Annotated in this window: 16 protein-coding genes and 1 tRNA gene; 6 read left to right on the plus strand and 11 right to left on the minus strand. The window is 59.5% G+C overall.

What is annotated here, in order from left to right; all coding sequences use genetic code 11:
* Positions 1 to 611: 611 nt before the first annotated feature.
* The 6 genes from R3O64_RS04050 to R3O64_RS04070 form a co-directional block, all read right to left on the minus strand.
* Positions 612 to 941: a hypothetical protein gene (locus R3O64_RS04050; protein WP_339017336.1), complete on the minus strand. Its 330-nt coding sequence runs from the start codon at positions 939 to 941 to the stop codon at positions 612 to 614.
* Between the two features lie 1,167 nt (positions 942 to 2,108).
* Positions 2,109 to 2,351, minus strand: coding sequence for a LuxR C-terminal-related transcriptional regulator (locus tag R3O64_RS12865; RefSeq protein WP_425248916.1), 243 nt, complete (start codon positions 2,349 to 2,351; stop codon positions 2,109 to 2,111).
* A gap of 10 nt (positions 2,352 to 2,361) precedes the next feature.
* Positions 2,362 to 2,694 carry a hypothetical protein gene (locus R3O64_RS04055; protein ID WP_339017337.1) on the minus strand — a complete coding sequence of 111 codons (333 nt, stop codon included), beginning with the start codon at positions 2,692 to 2,694 and terminating at the stop codon, positions 2,362 to 2,364.
* Positions 2,695 to 3,479: 785 nt separating this feature from the next.
* On the minus strand, positions 3,480 to 4,052 hold the full coding sequence (locus R3O64_RS04060) for a hypothetical protein (protein WP_339017338.1): 573 nt from the start codon (positions 4,050 to 4,052) through the stop codon (positions 3,480 to 3,482).
* A gap of 81 nt (positions 4,053 to 4,133) precedes the next feature.
* Positions 4,134 to 6,722 (minus strand): DEAD/DEAH box helicase, encoded by a 2,589-nt coding sequence (locus R3O64_RS04065; RefSeq protein ID WP_339017339.1) that lies wholly within the window; start codon positions 6,720 to 6,722, stop codon positions 4,134 to 4,136.
* Between the two features lie 2 nt (positions 6,723 to 6,724).
* Entirely contained in the window at positions 6,725 to 8,563 is a 1,839-nt protein-coding gene (locus R3O64_RS04070) for a site-specific DNA-methyltransferase (RefSeq protein ID WP_339017340.1), read from the minus strand.
* Positions 8,564 to 9,675: 1,112 nt separating this feature from the next.
* On the opposite strand from R3O64_RS04070, the gene R3O64_RS04075 reads away from it, so the two are divergent.
* Positions 9,676 to 10,968: a hypothetical protein gene (locus tag R3O64_RS04075; protein ID WP_339017341.1), complete on the plus strand. Its 1,293-nt coding sequence runs from the start codon at positions 9,676 to 9,678 to the stop codon at positions 10,966 to 10,968.
* Between the two features lie 41 nt (positions 10,969 to 11,009).
* The gene (locus tag R3O64_RS04080) at positions 11,010 to 11,966 is read left to right on the plus strand and encodes a hypothetical protein (protein WP_339017342.1); all 957 of its coding nucleotides are present in this window, start codon (positions 11,010 to 11,012) and stop codon (positions 11,964 to 11,966) included.
* Between the two features lie 336 nt (positions 11,967 to 12,302).
* On the opposite strand, the gene R3O64_RS04085 is transcribed toward R3O64_RS04080, so the two are convergent.
* The 5 genes from R3O64_RS04085 to R3O64_RS04105 all read right to left on the minus strand — a co-directional run bounded on the left by R3O64_RS04085 (position 12,303) and on the right by R3O64_RS04105 (position 14,889).
* Positions 12,303 to 12,375: transfer RNA gene (locus tag R3O64_RS04085), tRNA-Arg, on the minus strand.
* 88 nt (positions 12,376 to 12,463) lie between these two features.
* Entirely contained in the window at positions 12,464 to 12,742 is a 279-nt protein-coding gene (locus R3O64_RS04090; RefSeq protein WP_339017343.1) for a glutaredoxin domain-containing protein, read from the minus strand.
* Entirely contained in the window at positions 12,742 to 13,287 is a 546-nt protein-coding gene (locus R3O64_RS04095) for a dihydrofolate reductase (RefSeq protein WP_339017344.1), read from the minus strand. The genes R3O64_RS04090 and R3O64_RS04095 overlap by 1 nt, the downstream gene beginning before the upstream one ends.
* Positions 13,287 to 14,093 carry a thymidylate synthase gene (locus R3O64_RS04100; protein WP_239248576.1) on the minus strand — a complete coding sequence of 269 codons (807 nt, stop codon included), beginning with the start codon at positions 14,091 to 14,093 and terminating at the stop codon, positions 13,287 to 13,289. The genes R3O64_RS04095 and R3O64_RS04100 overlap by 1 nt, the downstream gene beginning before the upstream one ends.
* 37 nt (positions 14,094 to 14,130) lie before the next feature.
* Complete coding sequence (locus R3O64_RS04105) at positions 14,131 to 14,889, minus strand: 3'(2'),5'-bisphosphate nucleotidase CysQ (RefSeq protein WP_186312204.1); 759 nt, start codon at positions 14,887 to 14,889, stop codon at positions 14,131 to 14,133.
* A gap of 34 nt (positions 14,890 to 14,923) precedes the next feature.
* On the opposite strand from R3O64_RS04105, the gene R3O64_RS04110 reads away from it, so the two are divergent.
* The 4 genes from R3O64_RS04110 to R3O64_RS04125 all read left to right on the plus strand — a co-directional run bounded on the left by R3O64_RS04110 (position 14,924) and on the right by R3O64_RS04125 (position 22,505).
* Complete coding sequence (locus R3O64_RS04110; protein ID WP_339017345.1) at positions 14,924 to 19,876, plus strand: Lhr family ATP-dependent helicase; 4,953 nt, start codon at positions 14,924 to 14,926, stop codon at positions 19,874 to 19,876.
* An 87-nt stretch (positions 19,877 to 19,963) separates the two neighbouring features.
* On the plus strand, positions 19,964 to 21,232 hold the full coding sequence (locus tag R3O64_RS04115; protein ID WP_339017346.1) for an alpha-hydroxy acid oxidase: 1,269 nt from the start codon (positions 19,964 to 19,966) through the stop codon (positions 21,230 to 21,232).
* A gap of 27 nt (positions 21,233 to 21,259) precedes the next feature.
* Positions 21,260 to 22,081, plus strand: a complete 822-nt coding sequence (locus R3O64_RS04120) for a DNA-formamidopyrimidine glycosylase family protein (protein WP_144014704.1) — start codon at positions 21,260 to 21,262, stop codon at positions 22,079 to 22,081.
* A 10-nt stretch (positions 22,082 to 22,091) separates the two neighbouring features.
* Positions 22,092 to 22,505: a YccF domain-containing protein gene (locus R3O64_RS04125; protein ID WP_070686355.1), complete on the plus strand. Its 414-nt coding sequence runs from the start codon at positions 22,092 to 22,094 to the stop codon at positions 22,503 to 22,505.
* Positions 22,506 to 22,542: the final 37 nt, after the last annotated feature.

The following is a 22,542-nucleotide window of genomic DNA, read 5'->3' on the forward strand; positions in this document are numbered from 1 at the left end:
CATTCACGGTAGATAGCAGGTGAAAACTGCGCCGCGAATTTTCGTCCACTATTTACCGTGAATGACACGTTTAGGCTGAACAGAGCTCGGTTTGAAGTGCCCTAGGTCTTGTCTCATCTATTCAGATGGAACAAAACTTGCGGCACTTCAGCAATGCAGGAAAGCCAGGGAGAAAATGAGCCGCAACCTAGGCTAAAGATGGCGACAAACGTTAACCCCGAACCTGCAGTTCAGAGGGGGCGGGGTTTTGTTTGGTTCGGGTAGTGTTCCGCGCTTGCTCCAATCAGCCTTTCGGTGAGATAGAGTACTCTGAGGACTCAGCGGGGGTAACCGAATACCAGGTCACCGCTACGTAAACAGCAAAAGCGAAGACCAAAACTAGCGGAACGAAGGCCCCTATAGCAATACAAACCGCAACCAGGCCGACGGCCTTAAGACCGCCTTTTGGCTCCGAAGACGACGCAATTAGTAGTGCTGTCGGAATGGCAGCGACGAAGAGAAGAGCTACTAGCAGAAGAAGAGGAGCATCGTTTAAATACCCCGCTGGCAAAGTCCCGATGCCCGCGCAAATCCACAGGAATTTTCGTAGGCTCATAGAACGGCTCCTCCAATTACCCATTAGGTGCAGTCGCGACAGGAACGATATTCGCACCAAGGATCGCCGCAGCGAGGCTGAATGCACCGACTTTCTTGAGTATAGCGGCGATCATTTGTTTGTTATTCATAATGACTTGAACGAGCTTAGCCTGCTGGGCTCCGAGAATGCAGCCGGTGAGCGCACCTGCGAGAGAACACACAGCACTGTTCGGGTCCTCCCACGATTTTGTAAAGACCGCGCCCCCGATTACTGCCGCGCATCCGACCGCAGCAACGATGACAAGCGGTGCAACCCTAAGAGCTGTGCCGTTGTTGTGCTTAAGCGATTGAAGTTCGGTATCCAATTCATCCGCCGGTAGACCAGAAAGGTATTTAAGCTCAGTATTCAGCTGTTCATGGATGTCTTCGGTTGGGCTTCAGGGCCCGTTCAATTGGTCACGGAAGACCAACGACGGAGCTTATTTTTCTTGGGGAAGCAGCCAGTTTCAGTACAAAATGAAAGCCGGAACCTCATTTCGAGGTCCCGGCTCTCGCCCCGCTGGAGTTTTCCGAACACTTTCAAAACGTTTTCCGAAAGACCCCACTTCGCGGCTTTCGGAAAACTTATCCACCTGCACCAACCCAGTCCCCTCGCGCACAGTGTTCCACGGCCTCGCTCAGAATGTTCCGTGCCACCGCGCTCACCAGGTAAACCGCGCCTCCCGCCTTGCCAGCCACTCCGTTTGTCCAACCGTCGCGGAACCGCCAGGAACATCCCCATACCATTCGAGGAGGTACGCCAAAAGGTGACGCTTGAATCGAGTGTCGCTCGCTGTTTCGTTGAGCATGCTGTCACCAGAAAACGAAAGTACGCCGCGTTCGCGGTCCTCGTCGCGGTCTCCGCAGGGAAAAATAAAACCCCATTCACGCCGAACTCGGTCAACATGAATGGAGTCTTTTAGCCAGTCGTCTCCGTCAGGAGGCGACTTCTTCGGCTAAACCCGCTGGAGGATAGTACCGCCGGGGTTTTCGTCGCCCCAACGTTTCGTGACGAAACGACCCGTCGTTGCGGATCGGGTCACGGTGCGATTATTGCTGGTTCCCTTTCCGACCCATTCGGTCGTGGTCTTGTTAGGCCACCGCCCCTTAGCCGCGTTGGAAACGAACTTGCCTGTCTTTGCAGACCGATTCACACTGCGTCGAGCCATATTTGACAACCTCCTAAGGAGTCTGACGAGAGTGAGCGCGTTTCGTGCTTGAAACGCTGTCAACTCAGTTAGACTCGGTGTATCACGTCCAAGTGGTGATCGAGACTAACCTCTCGTCTCAACGGGGTCGAGCTGCAACTCGGCCCCGTTACTCAGTCCTAGGCGGCTATCGTGAGAAATTCCCCTTTTTGCTGTTAGAAGCACGTTTTTCGGCAAGTTTCCTCGCCATTGTTGCTGTATGCTTATTCGACACTTTGGCCCTCATTTGGCGCACCTCTTGGGTGCCGAATGAGGAGCGTCCCAATGCCTCCCTGTAACGGTTCGTCACGCCGCGCCTCCTTCGTTCCTATGTTTTCGCGCTTTGGCTCGCACCCTTTCCAACGCCTTGTTTACACTGTGAGGAAACGTCTCGAGCCTGTCCGCAATCTCCCTCGCCGAAAGCCCGTCCGCACGCAGGCGGGCTACTTCTAACTCCTTATCCGAGAGTAACCCGGTTATGTGGCGCAGTTCGTCGTCGAGTTCAAATTGGGTCTCCAACGGCATTTCGCGTGAAGGCAGTTGGAGCAATTCATTTTCCTCAACTTCTTGGACGTAGCGTCCAGTCCTTTTGAGCTCCCTTGGCGCGTCGCTTAAGCACCTTACATGCTTCCATTAAGCACCTGCCGACGAAGAAAGTCTTCAAACTTGCTCCGCCAGTCGGTGACCACTTTCCTCCAACAAGCGCGTCTTCCCTGAACACAAGAACGGATTCCACGACGATGTCTTCAGCAATTTCTTCCACCTCATCTGGGGTAAGGAGGTCTAGACGGACGTCCTCGTCATTGGGAACGAAATCCAGCTTCTCACGGCATTTTGCTAGCAGTTCTTTCGTCAGAATCCACTTCTTGATGCAGGCAAACCCGTACCCCATGATCTCGATTTCAAAATCGTCGTAGTCTCTACCTTGGAAGCCTTGCTCTCGCAGAACTTCATAGAGCTCGCGGTCACCCGCAAGACGTTCTGACTCATCTCTCGGCTTGGTGGTCTGCGCTCACGCGACGGTGGTTTTGCGCTTGTGCCGGCCCTCGTTGCGAAACCTGTCTAAGTCGCTCACGACCCTCCCTAACGTTATTGGAAGAGAGTTTATCTGCTGGATAGCCCCCTGGCTAAGACTGCCTCGCGAATCTACAGGGGCCGGTGCGGTTAGGGTTTTCGAAACGTACAGTGTACAGAACTGTCCAATACGAGAAAGAGGAGCCATGTGTATAGGCATCATCTCGGGCATAATCTCCGGCCTTATCGTGTCAGTCGTCTTGTGGGTATGGGATGTCCGTCGGCGGGATGCATTGGAGATGGTATTCGTCGCCCCGGGCCGAGCGTTTCTGAGAAATAACAGGTTGCGAGCGGTAGTAGTCGGAGGCTCCTGGGAATTAGAGAAAGGTCAGGTCATCTTCCGAGGTGATGATTTTCGTGGCGAGGGGCACGGATTGGTCATAGGACGATTCGAAACCCTTCCAGTAAGAACACATATGCTTCAACCTGGGCAACCAGCATTTGTTTCAGTTAAGCGACTTCCATTCCGCCTGAAGACACTGAGCGAGACGGAGCTGCGTAAGTGGGAGCAGGCAGATGTGGACCCCATTGAGTTCATCGGCAAAGAAGAGCAACTGCCATCGGGGTGGAAATTACAGACGATTTATCTCCGGGCGTAGCTCGTCAGAAGAGTCCGATAAGCGCAGTTGCGACTGAACCGAGAATCGTTGCGGCGCTGCCGGCATCGCCGAGCACAGAAAGCCCTTTTCGAAGTGCGGTTGGGAGACGGCTTGTTCGAGCACCACCGTCTGTTTCTTGGTCGATGACCTCGGCAGCATCATCGTGTCCGCTTTCGCGCAGAGCGTCGATGAGGTTTTGAATCTGGGCAGTGCTCACGTTGATAGTGACGCTGTGTTCATTGTTGATTCCAACCTGCCCACCATTGACATCCCCATGGACGTTTACCGCGGTGTTCGTTGTATGGTGTCCCGGGTCAATCCCGTAGTCCTCTACGGATTTTCCAGAGAAAACGAGGTGCTGGCCTGTGCCAGTGAGCCGCCCGTAAAAGAGCTCTTGATTCCAGTCTGTTTCGAATGTCAGAAGTTGGAGGCCTTCAAGCATCTTCGCTGAGTGGTATAGGTATTCGTTCGAGAAGCCGGACTCGATCGATAGGTGGTGAAAACTGGTAGGGCTCGTGGGATTTTTATCGAGCCAGCTGAGCAGCCAGTCTGCAATTTCGAATCGGTTTCTTGTCATGGTTTATCGTCCACTTTCGTGGACATCCAGGTTGATCTATATCGCCGCGTTCAGCATCTGTCATAGAGGTCCCGCGTCGTCTCACGCTCCAGGATTCGACTTCCGCTTCAGGTCTTCCCACGACTCAGACGCTCGAATGTCGGACTCGTACGCAATGACGTAGCCCCACTTCTGGCCGACGAAGTCCTCTTCTCCAAGCAGTTCCCGGACGAGCACCCGAGCCGCTGCTCGCTTCGCTTGTACCGTTTCGTCGTCTCGTCCCATGTCGGACTTGCCCTCGATAATCCACATCGTTCCGTCGGAGTCCTGAGCGACGAAGTCGGGGTAGTAGGTGTCCCGGGTGGTGTACATGATCGACGCACCGTCGGTCGGGTAGAGACGCTTCCACCACTCGATGTCTGAGGTGTAATTCAGTAGCAGTGCGAGGAGGTACTCACCGCCCCACGAGTCGAAACTCGCTGCGGGAAACAGTCCGCGGTTCCAGCCGTCGTAGAACTCGCGGGGCTTGAACTTCGCCTGCTGGTCTTTAGAGAGTTGCTGGAGCACGTTCTTGCCAAATGGCAAGGTTACTACCTGGTCAATTGGCAGTTCGACCGGAACGATAGTCGTTTCGGTTTGCAGACTGCTGGCGTGCTGTCGCGCCTTTTCGTTTACAAGTGCTACGAGCTCGTCTACCGCGGACTGCTTTGCCTTTTCCGTCCAGTGGTCGATACCTGCGTTCGCCATGAATGCCGGCAGGACGTATTGGGCCAGAGTGATGGAGTTTTTCTTGTCCTGGGTAACAACCCCGAGGCCGAATACGCGGCGGGTGAGTTCGCCGATGACGGTGTTTTCCGCTACGGGGGCCGATTCGACTTCTACGTCGGTGGTGCGTTTCGTGTCGAGCTTGGATTTTCGCACCACGATTTCTTCGCGTGTGAGCGCCTCCTTGGAGTCTGCGACGCGGCGCGCGGCCCGGATGATGTCTTCCTCGTCAATGTGGGTGAGAAGGAACGGGGTGGTTGATTTCGCCATGACCGTGGACGGAAACAGGAAGGTCTTTCCGGCGAACTGTTCGTTGACTCTGATTTCCGTTGCCGGGATGTAGTCGGCACGCTGCATGGTCTCGTTGTCACCGACTCGTCGGAACGAGACACCTCCAGTGTGGCCACCAGTAACCTGGGTAGTCTCACCAGCCTTGGTGCCGATGTCGCTCGGGCCGTCCGTGGCTTCGCCTGCCGAAGTGTCCGGCCACGCGGTCGAGTCGGAGCCCGATCCGCTTTGAGTTTCAGGCGAAGGGTCGTTGGAGTTTGGCTGCACCTCTCCTTCGCCCTGGCGGAAGCTTTCTTCGACCTCCATGCCCGAGATAGCGCCCTGGGCGGCGTCCCCCAGGCCGAAGGACCGGAGCACGTCCTCGTCCTTGAGGAGGGACTTGAAGGACTTATGGCTCAAGATGTCCAACTGGTCGAGCTCGGCTACGCCAGTACGCGCCCCGAAGGGCAGGCGCAGGCCGCGGCCCATGGTTTGCTGAGTGAGAATGTCTGACGACATGGCGCGCAGCGCACACATCACCGCGACTCGTTTGGTGTCCCAGCCTTCTTTGAGACGGTCAACGGAGACAATGGCGCGCACCGTCGAGGCTGGGCTATCGAGTTCGTCTAGGCGACGCAGTGTGACCGCGTCGTTGTGCTTGTTGTCGAATTGGAGCACCGCCTCAGGGGCGCCGAAATAGCCTGGCCCCTGGAGGATCTTGGTGACTTCTCCTGCATGCGCGACGCTTTCGCAAACGACGAACAGCAGCGGCTTCGTCCGCTTTTTCTCGCCTGCTTCTCCAGGAAAGTTCGCTTGGCCGTACGCCTCGTAGGCTGCCTCTTTGTTTCGCAACAGTGAGACCGCGTCGAGTAATTGCCTTTCCTCGGGAGAGTCCTTGGGGTAGCCGTTCTCGCGGTAGACCAGCATCGGTGACTTCACGTAGCCGTCTTCAATCGCGCTGTATAGCGGGTAGTGGAAGATGACGTGGTCCGTATCGGATGCCGAAGCGGTCAACCCAATCGTGGCAGCGGGACGCAAGTCCTTTAATGCCTTGTTAAACGCCTTGGCTGACGTGCCGAACAGGTGAGACTCATCTGCGATAACCACGAGGTCGTCCAGGTTAACCAGGTAATCGTAGAGCGATCCGGACTCCTCTTGGTGGTCGCGAATCTTGCGGCGCATACCGTCTTTCGTGTCTGCGGCAGCGTTGGCTCTCTTCGGCTCAATAAGTTGCGACACGTTAAAGACGTAGACCATCGGACCGTCTGCGGCATTGCGGAAAAGCTCAGACTGGCCGGCACGCCACGCGCCGTAGTTGCCAGGAGAAACCACCTGGGGAGCAGAGGAGAAGCCGTCAACGTAGCGACGTGAACCCTGGGTGAAGTTCTGAACGGTCTTGTTCTCCAGCACCGTCGAAGGCGGGACGACCACCATCACGTTTTTCACTCCGAAACGCGACAGATACTCAATCAAGGCGGCCATGAGGTAGGTCTTACCCGCGCCGGTGGCCATGTGCATGACCATGGGCTCTAGCGGGTCAAAGTCACCAGTGAGGTGGTAGATAAGCTTGCGTAATGCACGCTTGTTGGGGTCTCGCAGCTGGAACTCTGTCGCAATGCTGTCGATGAGTCCTTGGTCAAGTGCGATTGGAAGTGCCATGTCTACTTGCCCTCCTGCGTAGCCGAGTATGTGAAAATGTCGTTCGGAATGTGGACAATCTGGCACGGCTTGTCCGTTGTCCTCGTGAACTGCCTGATTCCTGGTTCGAGCTCCGTTGCGGCGAGCGTTACGCCTTCCCCTTCATTAAGGTGGGTGAGAAGCTCTTCGGTCTTGTCTTTATCGAGTCGGCCTTCGACCACTTTGAGGAGCATAGAGCCTCGTTTGCCGTCGAAATGGCGGCGTTCCGGGGTGAGCGAGAAGTTGAGGTTTGCAGCCACAGAATTGACGAGGGGCGTACCGGTTGCGGCTTCGGTAAGCGTGACGAGGCCCAATTCGGGGACGTAGTCGAAACACTGCGGTGCCAAGTGGGCGACGGTAAAGCCGCCACCGCCACGCCAGTTGACCACGCCTTTCTGGTTCTTGGTCTTTGTCGCAGATTTGAGCGCCTTGACTACCGCTTCGGTTTTCAATTCGGGGTTCGCAGCGAGCACCTTGTTGAGAGCACCGTTGAACTTCTGGGCGTCATCCGGTGAGAGCCCCTCGGGCAGACCATCCTCGGTCGCGTCGACGCGCTCTGGCTTCTGAATGCTGATTCCGCCCTGGTCTTCGTCATTAACAACCTTCTCCAAGCGCGGGCGAGTAAAGCGGTTGAACGTGTCCTCCACGAGCTCGCAGGTAACCCAGCGACGGCCCATCTTCTGGGCTACCGCGGCGGTAGTTCCCGAACCGGCGAACACGTCGAGGACAATGTCGCCGGGGTTCGTGGCAATGTGGATGACGCGTTCAAGGAGGCGTTCGGGTTTCGGGGTAGTAAACGGGGTCTGTCCGGGGAATAGAGCCTGTATTTCGTTTTTTGCTGTTTGATTGTGGCCAACGTCCTCATAAGCCCAGATGGTTTGAGGAACAGCCCCTCGAACTTCGGAGAGAAAACGTTTCGGAGCTGGCGAGTTGTTGCCTTCTTTTCCCCACCAGATTCTGTTGTCAGCATCGAGCTTTCTCAGAGTCTCTAAAGAACTCCTCCAGTAAAGCCCTTTAGGAGGGCCTGGGATCACCCTGCCGGACGGAGTTGTAATGGGGTAAATTCCTTTTGAATAGGGCTTGGTTGCAGAAAAATCTCCGGGCTTCCATGGTCCTCTTGGATCATTGTCGGGATTGGTATATTTCGCATCGCTTTCGGCCGACCTAGGCAGATCGTTGGGGCGCCACGCTTCCTTGTTCTTTGCATAGACGTTGATTACGTCATGCTCAATGGAGAGGTACTTAGCGGAGTTCTTAGGAGCATAGACCTTCTGCCACACCACCTCCGCCACAAAGTTTCCACTCCCGAACACCTCGTCCATTAACACTCGCATCCGGTGGTTTTCCACGTCATCGAGGTGGACCCAAATCGACCCGTCATCACTAAGAAGCTTGCGTAGGTGAACCAGGCGGTCACGCATCATGGTGAGCCATACCGAGTGTTCGAGGTTGTCTTCGTAGTTGGCGAAGGTTTGTGCGGTGTTAAACGGTGGGTCAATGTAGATGCACTTCACCTTGCCGAGGTACTTCTCGCGCAACTCTGGCACGCAAGTGAGAGCTTCAAGCACGTCGCCGGACTCACCCAAGATAAGTAGGTTGTCCTCGGTCGGGTCCAGGTCTGCCCGCTCCGAGTATTGCGTGGCATCGTCCTTCGGCGATTGCCTGCCAGAGACTACTTCGTCGACGACGAGTGACCGGGTTTCGCAGTACCGCGGATCTTTCGGGTCAACCCACTCGTATGCGTAGCGTCCCTCTTCACTAGGAATGAGCGCTTTGTCCTTGTTGAACCAGGTCAATTCAAGTAGTTGCTTCGCACCGGCCACCGTTTCGCTGCCTCGTTTCGTCTATCGGGGCTTTCAAATAATTCGCATTTCATGGTAGCCGAGGCAGCGACAGGCACGGAAGAAAATACAGTCTGAGGGGAACATGTATTTGGATTGCGAGTAAGGCGCGCACATCAGTGCTTGTAATGGTGCACCGGACTATTTCGCCGAAGCGGTCTAAGACGACTCGACGTCCCATTACGACGTAGTGAATTAACCCCACTATTTTCTATTGGTGTTTGCTCCCTCCCGTGACACGGTGGAGATATGCAAAACGAACTACGTATCTCGTCGGGTGATTTTTACCTCCGGTCACAGATGAACGCCGAAGCTAACCTCAAGACTGGCCATTGTCCCAGTGGTGGCCAGTTGTTTCCATTTGAGGATGCCCGAGATGGGCGAGGCCGCGACCTCCGATTTTTCGGCAACCGCTTTGACACTTCGGTAGTGGTTCCGCACACGACGCATATTGATTTCTGTCTGAGTTTACGACATTTTTGCCACCTTGTTCCTGCGAAGGCAGTCCTGATAATTGATAGGTGAGTCGCGACAAACTTGACACTTAGCTCACCCCTACCGTGCCGGATGATGCTTGACAGGTGAGTCGGGCCATTTTTGACACCATGAACATTTCCAACCGCAACCTCGCCATCGGCAAAGTGGGCAAAGACCTCATTGTTGTCACAGTGCCCGGAATCGCTGCGCATATCACCGCCTTGGTATCATCGTGCTTTTGTCTGATTCTCCTGATGCAGCTCGCTCACACGCAGGTCTCCCGGAGGGTGCGTCCCTCAGGAACAGGCTCGACCCATCCAGTGCTCTAGACAAAGCGAAACTGGCATCTCAGAACAAAAAGAAACTGAGATGCCGGTTTGTCAACGATGTCGCGACTCATGAGATGGTGTCAGTTTATTGGCCTGACCTCGGTAGAGGTCAGGTACATAGGGGAGGAATCCCCTCAAAAATCCGGAAGAATCCCCTCGGGGACTGTAGGTGGTTGGCTCGGGCCTCTCGAAAGGGTAGAATAGTACTTACGTTCGACATTGCTGCTGGTTGGTCTAGGGTCGTACGTAAGCTCATTCCAAGGATTCGGTGACAACGAGGGGTTCGATTTGAGTGATACTGCTACCGATATGTTCGACGATCATCCCGTGTGGGCGGAGCTGGGGGACATCGATGAGTGGTTGTCAGAGCTAAGCAAGACCTTCGATCCCTCATACGCAGGGTTGCCCGGTCTGGCTAGCGGCATCATCGGGAGGATTGAGCTGGTCGTCGATGTTACGAGGCTCTATCTGGGCACGGTGCCCAAGGAACTGACCGGTCGCCCTATCCTTGATGAGCTGAAGACGACCGTAAGCTCCATCTTGGTTCAGCTGCAGTCGATCAAGTGGGACGACGAAGCTGATTATGACGAAGAACTTGCTAAGGCGAACACAGCCGCAGACGATCTGCTCTCCACCCTTCACAGATTGGGATTTCGGCCGGTTCAATTCCTGGAACAGAAGCAGGAGGCTGACGCGAATGAGCGTGAGCGGGTCGTTGGATTTCTTGACAGGAGTCAGGCGGCTGTCGAGCGGCTGGAGAGTGAAGGGAAGCGCCTCGCCGCTGCGATTGCGGAGAACAAGCAGGCCGCAGAGAAAGATCTCAACGAACTGCGTCAGCAAATCGACGAGGTGGCTGACAGCTTCGAGGAAGAGATCAACGACGGCGTTGAGGCCGGGAAGAAGCGCATTGATGATCAGATCACGACACTTCAGAGCCAGTACAATTCTGAGATTGACAGGCAGAAGACGAGGGCGAACGACGAGCTCGACACGATGCTGGATCACATCCGAACGCGAAAAGCAGAGCTCGATGGTTTGATCGAGGACACCCAGGCTGTCTCGGGATACGTGGCTGAAGATGCCATGGCACGAATGTTCAGGGAGCGGGCTGAAGAAGCTAAGAAACTGTGGCTTGGATTTACGACAGCAGCAGGAGTTGTCACGATCATTAGCGCGGTTTTGCTTTATTTTGCAGGCCGGACGGCCTTGGAAGACGTGGTATCCGGCGCAGATGTTGTTCGTGGCATTCTGCGGGCGATCATTGGTGTGGGAGCAGGAGTTCTAGCCACATACCTCTTCCGACAGGCTTCGATTCAACAACGGAGTTTCCAAGACAGCCGTAGCGCGGAGGCTCGCCTCGGCTCGCTGGATGCGTTTCTCGCTCGCTTCGAAGATGATGATGCGATGGAGATACGCCGCGGCGTTGGTCAGCGTGTGTACATTGACGGCCAGCTGGGGGAGGTTGCACGGGCCTGGCAGGCGTCCGTAACCACGAAGGAATCCACGGGGCAGCGGGGGACAGCAACCAAGAAAGATATTTCCGACGGTGAGGGGCAGCCAGATGAAAACCTTGGAAGCTAGCTAATTGATGGCCTTGTGGGGATGTCATCTATCCTGTTCATGTGACGACTTCTGGAAACCCTCGGACAAGTCAGCGGATTGATCCGCATGCTTATGAAGCGCTCAAGCAAGCTATAGCGTATACGACGTATTACAAGAATGCGCAGCGTTCGCTGTTGCTTCGCCACCTCGGGGGCGAAGCTTTCGAAACTGCTGGGCTCCACTTGATCGATTTTAGCAGCGGATTCAAGATACAGAATGCCGACAAGGTCGTCGAGGCTCTGCAAGCGAAAGAAGATCGTCTGCGAGATACCATCATCGATCTGCTCTTATCTTTGTCGGAAATGGTTGAGTTTCCAGATATCGAAGGGTTAGAGGAGCCAAAAAGATCTGAGAATCTTAGAAGAGCGCAGCTGTCAGTCGAAGGCTTGACGAAGTTTACGCAACCATTTCAGCAAATGATGGAGAAAAGGGCCCGTATAGAAGAAGAACGGAGGCGGGAAGAGTCCCAGCGAGAACGTAAACGCCTGTTCAGGCTGCGGTTAGGGGATATGAAACAGCGTCTGCTAGATATGCATCAGGCGGATAATCCGCAGCAACGGGGGAGAGATTTTGAAGACCTCATATATGACCTTTTCGATCTGCATGATCTTAATCCTGAGCGACCCTACAATCTGCCGGGTGAGCAAATAGATGGCTTTGTTCAAATAGATGGATTTGGATTTATTGTTGAAGTGAAATGGGAGCAAGAGAGAAGCGGCCGAGATGTTGCAGATATTTTTCGGGCCAAGATAGAGCGCAGGAGCCGCGTCACGCAGGGACTTCTGATCACTCAGGCCGGCATCGCCTCGACAACGTTGGACACCTACTCTGTGCAGAGTCCGTTTATGGTTGTTACGGGTATGGAAATATACAGTGTCCTCGACGGGCGAACTGATTTGAGAAGAATGCTAGAAACGAAGAAGGATCATCTGTCTCAAACCGGTTCCTGCTTTTACGACTACTTGAAGCAACACTAACTCCCGAAAAAATCTCATGTCACAAGTAGCTGTTCCTCAAATGTTGGTCGATAACAGATAGTATGTATCGCTAGTCTCACTAGCCCCATGGTTCCCACGTGGCAGGGATTCACAGCTCCGATTCGAGTTCTCAAGTGCGTCGATAGATTGGTCCGCCACCGGTCCGACTAGCTACGTCGCGTGCGTCTTCCAGAGACGAGCAGGGTTCCGACCAGGTAGGGCCCGTCCCCGATGCGTCCACTTTCCGGGGGTCGGTCCCTTCTCCCCCCAACGGGGCAACTAAAAACGAAAAATCTCGAGACACCGACCGGAACGATGTCTCGAGACTTCACAGCGTGCCCCAGAGAGGATTCGAACCTCCGACACCGGCTTTAGGAGAGCCGTGCTCTATCCCCTGAGCTACTGGGGCGGGGTGCGTTGCGCACCTAGGTAAGACTAGCAGCCCCGCGCGGGGCGGCGGTAAATGCGTCGTCTTTGGTCGCGCTGGCTGCTCGGGCTTATTCGCCGGCCAGCTCCGCGTATTTGGCGCGGACCTCGCTGGCTGGAGGGTTGGTGACGTGGGTGCCGTCGAAGTAGAGGACGGTGGGCACGATGCGGTTGCCGTCGTTGACGAACTTAATCCACTCGTTGATGTCTTCGGTGCCTTCGGCTTCGACGTCGACAAGCGCGTGCGGGGTCTCCGTGCGGTTGAGTGCGGAAAGCAGGCGCTTGCAGAACGGGCACCAGTCGGCGAAGAAGATGGTGACGTTTTCGGTGGTTTCCGGGGTAGTAGCCATTAAGCAGCAGCCTTTCTGTCGTAGGTGAGGAATCGGTATTTCATGGGCAGCTCGCTCGGCGGCTGCCCAGTGATGGTGAGGTGGCCGGATGCGGAGGTCAACCAGTCGCTGTCGGCAGACAAGCTGAACGCCTCAGGAACGCTCGGGGCAAGCACGGCATCGTCGCCGTAGGCATCGCCCACCTGCACGCCCATGAGGGTGAGCTCGATGGTATCCACGCGCTCGAGGGCGGAGCTATAAAGCTGGCCGCCGCCGATGATCCAGGCGTCGCCGGGCGCGGTGCTGAGGGCTGCGTCGATGCTGTCCACCACGGTGGCACCCGCGGACCATTCGCCCGGCTGACGGCTGGACAGCACGATGTTCTCCCGGCCCGGCAGCGGGCGGAACTTGGGGTTGAGGGACTCCCACGTCTTGCGGCCCATGATGACGGGCGCCCCCATGGTGACTTCCTTGAAGTGCTTGAGGTCCTCCGGCACGTGCCAGGGCATGACCACGCCGTCACCAATGACACTGTCGAGGGACTGAGCCCAGATTGCGCCCAGCATTAGACGGACACCTGAGCCTTGATAGTGGGGTGGGGGTCGTAGCCGATGACCTCGAAATCCTCGAAGTCATAGTCAAAGAGGCTATCGGCCTTGTGGAGGTTAAGCTGCGGGTATTCGCGGGGCTCGCGGGAAAGCTGCTCCTTGACCTGTTCGATGTGGTCGTTGTAGATGTGGCAATCCCCACCGGTCCAGATGAGCTCGCCCACCTCGAGGCCTGCTTGCTGGGCAAACATGTGGGTCAGCGCCGCGTAGGAAGCCAGGTTGAAGGGAACGCCGAGGAACATGTCGGCGGAGCGCTGGTAGACCTGCATGGAGAGTTTGCCGTCCGCGACATAAAGCTGGAAGAGCAGGTGGCACGGCATGAGCGCCATCTTGTCCAGCTCAGAGACATTCCATGCGGAGACCAAGTTACGGCGCGAATCCGGGTTATTCTTGAGCGTGTCCAACGCGACCTGAATCTGGTCGATGTGCTGGCCATCCGGCGTGGGCCACGAGCGCCACTGCACGCCATAGACAGGGCCCAGCTCGCCGTCCTCATCAGCCCACTCGTTCCAGATGCGGACCTTGTTCTCCTGCAGCCACTTCACGTTGGACTCGCCACGCAGGAACCACAGCAGCTCACCAATCACGCCGTGGAAGTAGACCTTTTTGGTGGTCAGCAGCGGAAAAGACTCCGCCAGGTTATAGCGCAGCTGGGCGCCGAAGAGGGAGCGGGTGCCGGTACCAGTGCGGTCGCCTTTGGGTGCGCCTTCTTCGAGGACACGGCGCAGGAGGTCCTCGTACGGAGTCTCAATCATGGTCGCCATGATAGCGGCCTTGCGCCCGCTCCATGTGCGCGGGGGCTTAGTAGCCGCCGTTGGCCTCCGCGTAGGCGGCGGCGTGCTCCAGAATCTCGTCTGCTAGCTCCGGGCGGCAGATCAGCAGATCCGGGATGAAGGTGTCTTCGTTGTTGAACTTGATGGGGGAGCCGTCCAAACGCGAGCAGTGCAGGCCCGCGGCCAGAGCCACGCCCACCGGGGCGGCCTGGTCCCACTCGTACTGGCCACCGGCGTGGATATAAGCGTCATAGTCACCCAAGAGCACATGGATGGCCTTCGCGCCCGCGGAGCCCGCGCCGACAGTTTCAAAGCCCATCTTCTCCGCGACATAACCCGCTACCTTCGGCGGGCGGTTGCGGGAGACCACGAACTTCTTCGACAGCGGGCCCGTCACCGCGCGTACATCGGACGACTTAAATGTCACGCCCATGTCCGGCATGCCGACGGCCGCGTGGATCGGGGTGCCGTTTTCCACCAGCGCGATGTGCACGGCCCAGTCCTGACGGCCGGTAGCGAACTCCTTGGTGCCGTCGAGCGGGTCAATGATCCACACGCGGTCCTTCTTCAAACGGCTCAAATCATCGGCGGCCTCCTCCGACAGGACGCCATCCTGCGGGCGGTGCTGCTCAAGGACGCGGGCGATCCATTCCTGAGCGGCTTCATCGCCGGCATCACCCAGCGCCAAGCCGCGCAGCAGGCCACCGTTGCGTACGCCTTTGAGGATCTCGCCACAGCCATCGGCGAGGGAGTTGGTTAGACGGGAATCAGAAATCTCAACGGTCATAGTGACCAGATTAGCGCGCGCGATAGAGTAGGGCATGTCCAAAAACGTTCTGGCGAAGTTCCGCCCGCAGGTGGCCGGTTGGTTCCAGGACGTTTTCGCCGCCCCCACCCCGGTTCAAAAGCAGGCGTGGGAGGCGATTTCCGGCGGCGCGAACGCACTGGTTGTAGCACCAACCGGTTCCGGTAAGACGCTCGCGGCATTTCTGTGGGGCTTGAATTCCCTGGTGGAGCGCGAGGGCCAGACCGCCCTGCCGCTGAGCAATGAGCCGTCCCGCGAGGGCGCTCATGATGGCGTGAGAGTGCTGTATATCTCACCACTTAAGGCTTTGGGCGTGGACGTGGAGAATAATCTGCGTGCCCCGCTCAACGGCATCGCCCGCACCGCTGAACGGCTGGGCCTGGAGGTGCCGGATATTACCGTCGGCGTGCGCTCGGGGGATACCCCGCAGGCAGAGCGCGCCCGCCAGGTGCGCAAGCCACCAGACATCCTCATCACCACGCCGGAATCGGCCTACTTGATGCTCACCTCGAAGGCTGCGGGGATTTTGAAGACCGTGGATACCGTCATCATCGATGAGATCCACGTCCTGGCCGGCACCAAACGCGGCGTGCACCTAGCCCTAACCTTGGAGCGCCTCGGACTCATCGCCGGGGAATTTCAGCGCATCGGGCTTTCCGCCACGGTGCGCCCGCTGAGTGCTGTCGCGAACTTCTTGGGCGGTGACCGCCCCGTGGACATCATTGCCCCGCCCGCGAAGAAGCGCTGGCAGCTCGACGTCCACGTGCCGGTCGAGGACATGTCGGATCTGCCCACCCCGGAGCAGGGATCACCTATCGGGGAGGCGACTGTCGACGACCCCCTTGGCATCACCGAAGGCCCCCAAGACGCGTTGCGTTTACACGCGCAACGCGGGGAAACTAACACGCAGGGCGGGGTTGGAGATTCCGCCCTGCCCACGGCGAAGTCCATCTGGCCCTTCATCGAGGAAGAGCTCTACGCCGAAGTCATGGAGAAGCGCTCCACCCTCGTCTTCGTCAACTCGCGCCGCACCGCCGAGCGGCTCACCAGCCGGCTCAACGAGCTTTATGCCCAGGAGCACGACCCGGAGTCCTTGAGCCCGGCTACCCGGCGCGACCCGGCCCAGCTGATGAAGCAAGTGGACGTCGCCGGGAAGGCCCCTGCCGTCATCGCTCGTGCGCACCACGGTTCGGTGTCCAAGGATGAGCGCGCGTTGACGGAGAGAATGCTCAAAGAAGGCACGCTCAAGGCCGTGGTGGCCACGAGCTCCCTCGAGCTGGGCATCGACATGGGTGCGGTGGAGCTGGTGGTGCAGGTGGAATCTCCGCCGTCGGTGGCTTCCGGCCTGCAGCGCGTGGGCCGCGCCGGGCACTCCGTCGGCGCGGTCTCTCATGGCTCCTTCTATCCCAAGCACCGCGCGGATCTCGTGCAATCCGCGCTTACCGTCGCTCGCATGGAGGAGGGCCTCATCGAGGAAATGCACTCCCCGCGCAACCCGTTGGATGTCTTGGCACAGCAGACGGTGGCGGCGGTAGTGGCGTCGGCAAGCGCGGGCACGAGTGAGGGACTAGAGGCCGACACATGGTACGACACCGTGCGCCGCGCCTGGCCTTATAAGGACCTGGCGCGCGAGGTTTTCGACTCCGTGCTGGACCTGGTCAGTGGTGTGTATCCCTCGACGGATTTTGCGGAGCTGAAACCCCGTGTGGTCTATGACCGTGTGACGGGCGTGCTGACCCCGCGCCCCGGCGCACAGCGTGTGGCGGTGACCAACGGCGGCACCATTCCGGACCGCGGCATGTTCGGGGTGTTCCTGGTGGGAACTGGTGAGGCCGGTTCCGCGCCGCGCCGCGTGGGTGAGCTCGATGAGGAAATGGTCTATGAAACCCGGGTGGGGGACATCTTCACCCTCGGCGCAACGAGCTGGCGCGTGGAGGAGATTACGCGCGACCAGGTGCTGGTGACACCCGCGCCGGGGCACACCGGGCGTTTGCCTTTTTGGAACGGCGACTCCGCGGGGCGGCCCTATGAGCTGGGCAAGGCGCTGGGTGCGTTCCGGCGTGAAGCATTTTCGGACCCATCCGTGGTGCGCGGCGCCGATGAGAACGCGCGGCGCAATATCGCCGCCTACCTGCAGGAGCAGAACGAGGCCACCGGGCTCATCCCGGATGAGAAGACGCTTCTGCTGGAGCGCTTCACGGATGAGCTGGGGGATTGGCGCGTGCTGTTGCACACCCCGTTTGGTCGGCCGGTGAATGCGGCGTGGGCGCTGGCGGTGGGGCAGCGCGTGGCGGAGCGCACCGGGATGGATGCGCAGGCCGTGGCGGGTGACGACGGCATCGTGCTGCGCTTGCCGCAGGGGGAGGCGGACCCAGATGCAGCGCTCTTTCTTTTCGAGGCCGATGAGATCGCCGACATTGTCACCGAGCAGGTGGGAAACTCCGCGCTCTTTGCTTCCCGGTTTAGGGAGTGCGCGGCGCGTGCGCTGCTTCTGCCGCGGCGTAACCCGGGCAAGCGCGCGCCCTTGTGGCAGCAGCGCCAGCGCGCAGAGCAGCTTCTCGACGTCGCCCGCAACTACCCCTCTTTCCCCATCATCCTGGAGACCGTGCGCGAGTGTGTGCAGGATGTCTATGACCTGCCGGCGCTCACGGAGGTCATGCGGGAGCTGGCGCACCGCCGCATTCGCATCGCGGAGGTCACCACGGAGCAGCCTTCGCCGTTCGCATCTTCGCTGCTGTTCAACTACACCGGCGCGTTCATGTACGAGGGGGATTCGCCCCTGGCGGAAAAGCGCGCGGCGGCCTTGGCGTTGGACCCGGCGTTGCTGGCGAAGCTTCTGGGGACGGTGGAGCTGCGCGAGCTTCTCTCCGCTGAGGTCATTGCTGAGGTCCATGCCCAGCTGCAGCGCACCACTCCGGAACGTCAGGCGCGCACCACCGAGGAGGTCGCGGACCTGCTGCGCGTGCTGGGCCCCATTCCGGTCGAGGAGTTCGGCGCGCACGCCACGGTGCCGCTGAGCGCACTCGATGCGCTCGGTGCGCGCATTATGCGGGTGCGCATCAATGGCCGCGAACACGTGGCGCAATCATTGGATGCGCCGCTGCTTCGCGACGGTTTGGGCATCCCCGTTCCGCCCGGCATCCCCGCCCAGCAGGCCACGATTACCGACGCCGTGGACCAGCTGGTCAGCCGCTGGGCGCGCACGCGCGGTCCGTTTGTGGCGCGCGAAGTGCAGGACGCCTTTGGCCTCTCTGCCGCAGTGGCGCATTCGACGCTGAACGGTCTGGATTCCATCTTGGCGGGGCACTACCGGCAGGGCGTGGAAGAGCAGGAATACTGCGCGGCAGAAGTGCTCAAGGTCATCCGCTCGCGCTCGCTGGCGGCTGCCCGGGCGGCCACGCAGCCGGTCTCACCCGCAGCCTTCGGGCGCTTCCTGCCGGACTGGCAGCAGGTGGCCGCGGTGGGTCGGCGCCCAGTGCTGCGCGGTGTGGACGGCGTCTTTGCCGTCATCGAGCAGCTGGCCGGTGTGCGCCTGCCGGCTTCTGCCTGGGAGAGCCTCATCCTGCCTCAGCGCGTAGGCGACTATTCGCCGACGATGCTCGATGAGCTCACCGCCAGCGGCGAGGTCCTCATCGTGGGCGCAGGCAAGGCCGGCTCCAACGACCCGTGGATCATGCTGTTGCCGGTGGATTATGCCGCACAGCTCGCTCCGCAGGTCTCTGCGGAGGAGGCTGGCCTGTCCCTGCTGCAAACGCAGCTGCTGGAGGCTTTGCAGGGCGGTGGCAGCTACCTCATCTCCGATATCCAGTCGCAGCTGAGCGGCACCGTCGAGGAAGTTCGCGAGGCCCTCTGGGGTCTGGTGGAGGCAGGCTTGGTCAGTCCCGATTCCTTCGCCCCCATCCGCGCCCACTTGGCCGCAGGCGGCCGAGCCGGACGCGCCGCACACCGTGCACGGCGCCGGCCTACCCGCTCCCGGTTGCGCATGGGGCGCACCTCCTTTGCCCAAGCACACAATGCGTCTGGTTCGCCGACCGCACCGGACGTGGTGGGACGCTGGTCGCTGTCCGTTCGCGCGGCTAGCGATGCAACCTCGCGTTCCATTGCGCACGGCGAGGCCTGGCTGGACCGCTACGGCGTGCTTACCCGCGGGTCTGTGGTGGCCGAGGATGTCCTCGGCGGCTTCGCCTTGGCCTACAAGGTGCTCTCTGGCTTTGAGGAGTCCGGCAAGGCCATGCGCGGCTATGTCATTGAAGGACTAGGCGCGGCGCAGTTCTCCACGCCCGCGGTCATCGACCGCCTACGCGGCGTGGATGATTCCCCCGATGTCACGGGCTGGCCCTCCGGAACCCGCGAGCCGCAGGCCTATGTCCTCGCCGCGACCGACCCGGCCAATCCCTATGGTGCGGCGCTGTCGTGGCCCACTACCGATGCCGGCGAATCCGCAGCCCGCCCGACCCGCGCCGCGGGTGCCTTGGTGGTGCTCATGGATGGCTTGCCGGTGGTGCACCTGACCCGCGGGGGAAGGACGCTGACCACGTTCTTCAACGCTCTGCCCGAAGGAATCGAGCGCACCGAGGTACTAGCCGCAGTGCTAGCAGGGCTCAACGAGCTGGTTGCCGCCGGGCACTTGAGCAAGGTGGTTATTGAGAAGGCGAATGGGCGGCCCATCTTCGATTCAAAGCTCGGCGGCGAGCTGCGTGCACTGGGGGCGGCACTGACCCCGAAGGGCGTTCGGATTACGGGGGCTGCCCACACCGCCTCTTCCGGCCGTGCTAGACAGCACGGCCAATCTGGAGAAGCCGCGCGCTCCGCCGAGCCTTACCGTCCCGCACGTCGCGGTGGGCGCCGTGCTGTCGAGGCGATGGAGGAGCTCACCTTCGATGATCCGGAGGATTCCACTGAGTCTGGTGGCCCATCGACTGCACCGGGCAGCCCAGGTGGTTTCCGCCCGCGCCGTCGACGCCGCTGAATGATATTCACCTTCATTTAGCCCACGGGCTTTTCATGGGTCTAACCTCAAAAGCTGATAGCCCAATAGAAAAGGAGTCTTGTTTTCATGCGGCTGAAGCGCCAACTGCCCAACGTGTCCGAGCTCAAGAACCTCATGCGGTTCGAAGCACCCAACCTCGACCGCCGGGCAGCACGCCTGGCAGAGGCCGCTGATGTGTGGGATCTGCGCAAGATTGCCAAGCGCCGCACCCCGAAGGCGGCCTTTGACTACGTCGATGGCGCCGCCCGCGATGAGGTCAGCTACCGCGAATCCCGCGATTTCTTTCGCGACGTTCGCCTCATGCCCAACGTGCTCAATGGCGCGCACGACATCTCCTTAAACACCGAGATCGCCGGCGAGCCGGCAGCATTGCCCTTCGGCATCGCGCCGACCGGCTTTACCCGCTTCATGCATGCCGAAGGCGAGGATGCCGGTTCCCAAGCCGCCCGCGACGCAGGCATCCCGTTTACGCTCTCCACGATGGGCACGCGCTCGGTCGAGGAGGTCGCGGCGTCGCAAGGCGCTAGCGGTCGCCGCTGGTTCCAGCTTTACCTGTGGAAGGACCACTCTGCCTGCCAAGAACTCATCGAGCGTGCTGCCGCCAACGGTTATGACACCCTCGTGGTCACCGTGGATACGCCCGTGGCCGGCCAGCGTCTGCGCGATACCCGCAACGGCATGCGCATCCCGCCGCGCCTGACCGCCGGCACCGTCTTCGACGCCGCGTGGCGCCCCGAGTGGTGGTTCAACTTCCTCACCACAGACCCGGTCACCTTCGCGTCGTTGACCTCGACCACCGGCACCCTGGGCGAGCTGGTCAACACCATGTTTGACCCAGGCCTCAACTTCGAGGACCTCGCGTGGATTCGCAAGCAGTGGAAGGGCACGCTCTTCGTCAAGGGAATCGTCAACCCCGAAGACGCACGCAAGGTCATCGACCTTGGCGCCGATGGCATCGTGGTCTCCTCCCACGGCGGGCGCCAGCTCGACCGCGTGGTCAATACCCTCCAGGCCCTTGAGGCCGTGCGCGCAGAGGTGGGACCCGACGTGGAAATCATCTACGACTCCGGTGTGATGTCCGGCGTCGACATCGCCATTGCGCTGGCTCTGGGGGCGGACTTCGTCCTTATCGGCCGTGCCTACCTCTACGGGTTGATGGCCGGCGGCAAGGAAGGCGTGGACCGCGTCATTGAGCTGTTGGCGGAAGAGTTCAAGAACACCCTCCAGCTGCTCGGCGTGAAGAGGATCGAAGACCTGTCTCGCCATCACGTGGTCACCCCGTGGGAGCCGGGTGCGCTGGCATTCGGTGCGGGAAAGGATACGCCGGTAGAGTAGGCACCCGTTTGGTGAGGAGGTTCTGCTGTGCCTGAGGGTGATTCCGTACTGCAGCTGTCGAACCGGCTGCAGTTCATGGAAGGCCGGCGCGTGACCTCCTCCTCCCTGCGCGTGCCGCGCTATGCCACCGTGCGCTTCGACGGGCTGGTGTGCGAGGAGGTCTGGCCCTATGGCAAGCACCTCTTCATGGATTTCGGCGGCGAGCTCATCCTGCATACCCACCTCAAGATGGAGGGCACGTGGGCCATCCACTATGCCGGGGACCGCTGGCGCAAGCCCGGTCACAGCGCACGCGTGGTGCTGCAGATGGAGAACACCCCGCGTGATTTTGAGTTGGTAGGGCATTGGCTAGGGCTGGTCGAGGTCTTTCCAGCCCGCGAGTTTGAGCAGCGCATGGCGTACCTAGGCCCCGACATCCTCGCGCCAGAATGGGAAGAAGGCGGATTCGAGGAGGCCGTTCGCCGCATCGAGTCGCGCCCCCAACGCAGCATCGGCGCCGCACTCTTGGACCAGCGCAACGTGGCGGGCTTGGGCAACGAATACCGCGCCGAGATCTGCTTCCTGGCCGGCGTTCATCCAGCAACACCTGTAGCGCTTGTCGACGTCCCCCAGATCCTCACCATCTCCCGTCGCCTCATCTGGGCCAACCGCGATTCCCCGGTACGGGTGACCACCGGCGTGAAAAGGGCAGGGGAGACCACCTATGTCTTCGGGCGCAACCGTCAACGCTGCCGGCGCTGCGGAATGCTCATTGAGAAGTCCACGCTGGGTGGAGTGGACGCCGGCGGCGACGAAGGAGAGTTGGAGCGCGTCATCTGGTGGTGCCCACACTGCCAGCCGCGTCGCTAGGCTGGGATGCATGAAGATCATTTTGAACATCATCTGGTTGGCAACTGGTGGCCTTGTCCTCGCACTGGGCTACTTTCTCCTAGGCATCCTGGCCTGCATCCCCGTCGTGACGATTCCTGCCGGTGTGGCCTCGATGCGTATGGCGAATTTCGCGCTGTGGCCTTTCGGGCGCTCCGTCATTCAACCGGTCAAAGGTACCGGTGGCATGTCTCGGTTCTCTAACGTTGTCTGGTTCCTTGTCGCTGGCCTGTGGTTGGCTATTGGCCACGTCACCACTGCAGCGGCGCAGGCCGTGACCATTGTGGGCATCCCGGTGGCTCTGGCCAACCTGAAGATGATCCCGGTGACGTGCTTCCCGTTCGGCCGCAAGATCGTGGACTCTGACCGCATCCCCTTTGGCTGGGAATCGATGATTAAGCTCTAGCGTTTCTGTCTCCGGTTGCGGGGTAGCTCAGGGTGGT

Source organism: Corynebacterium hesseae (assembly GCF_037850265.1).
Lineage (GTDB): Bacteria > Actinomycetota > Actinomycetes > Mycobacteriales > Mycobacteriaceae > Corynebacterium > Corynebacterium hesseae.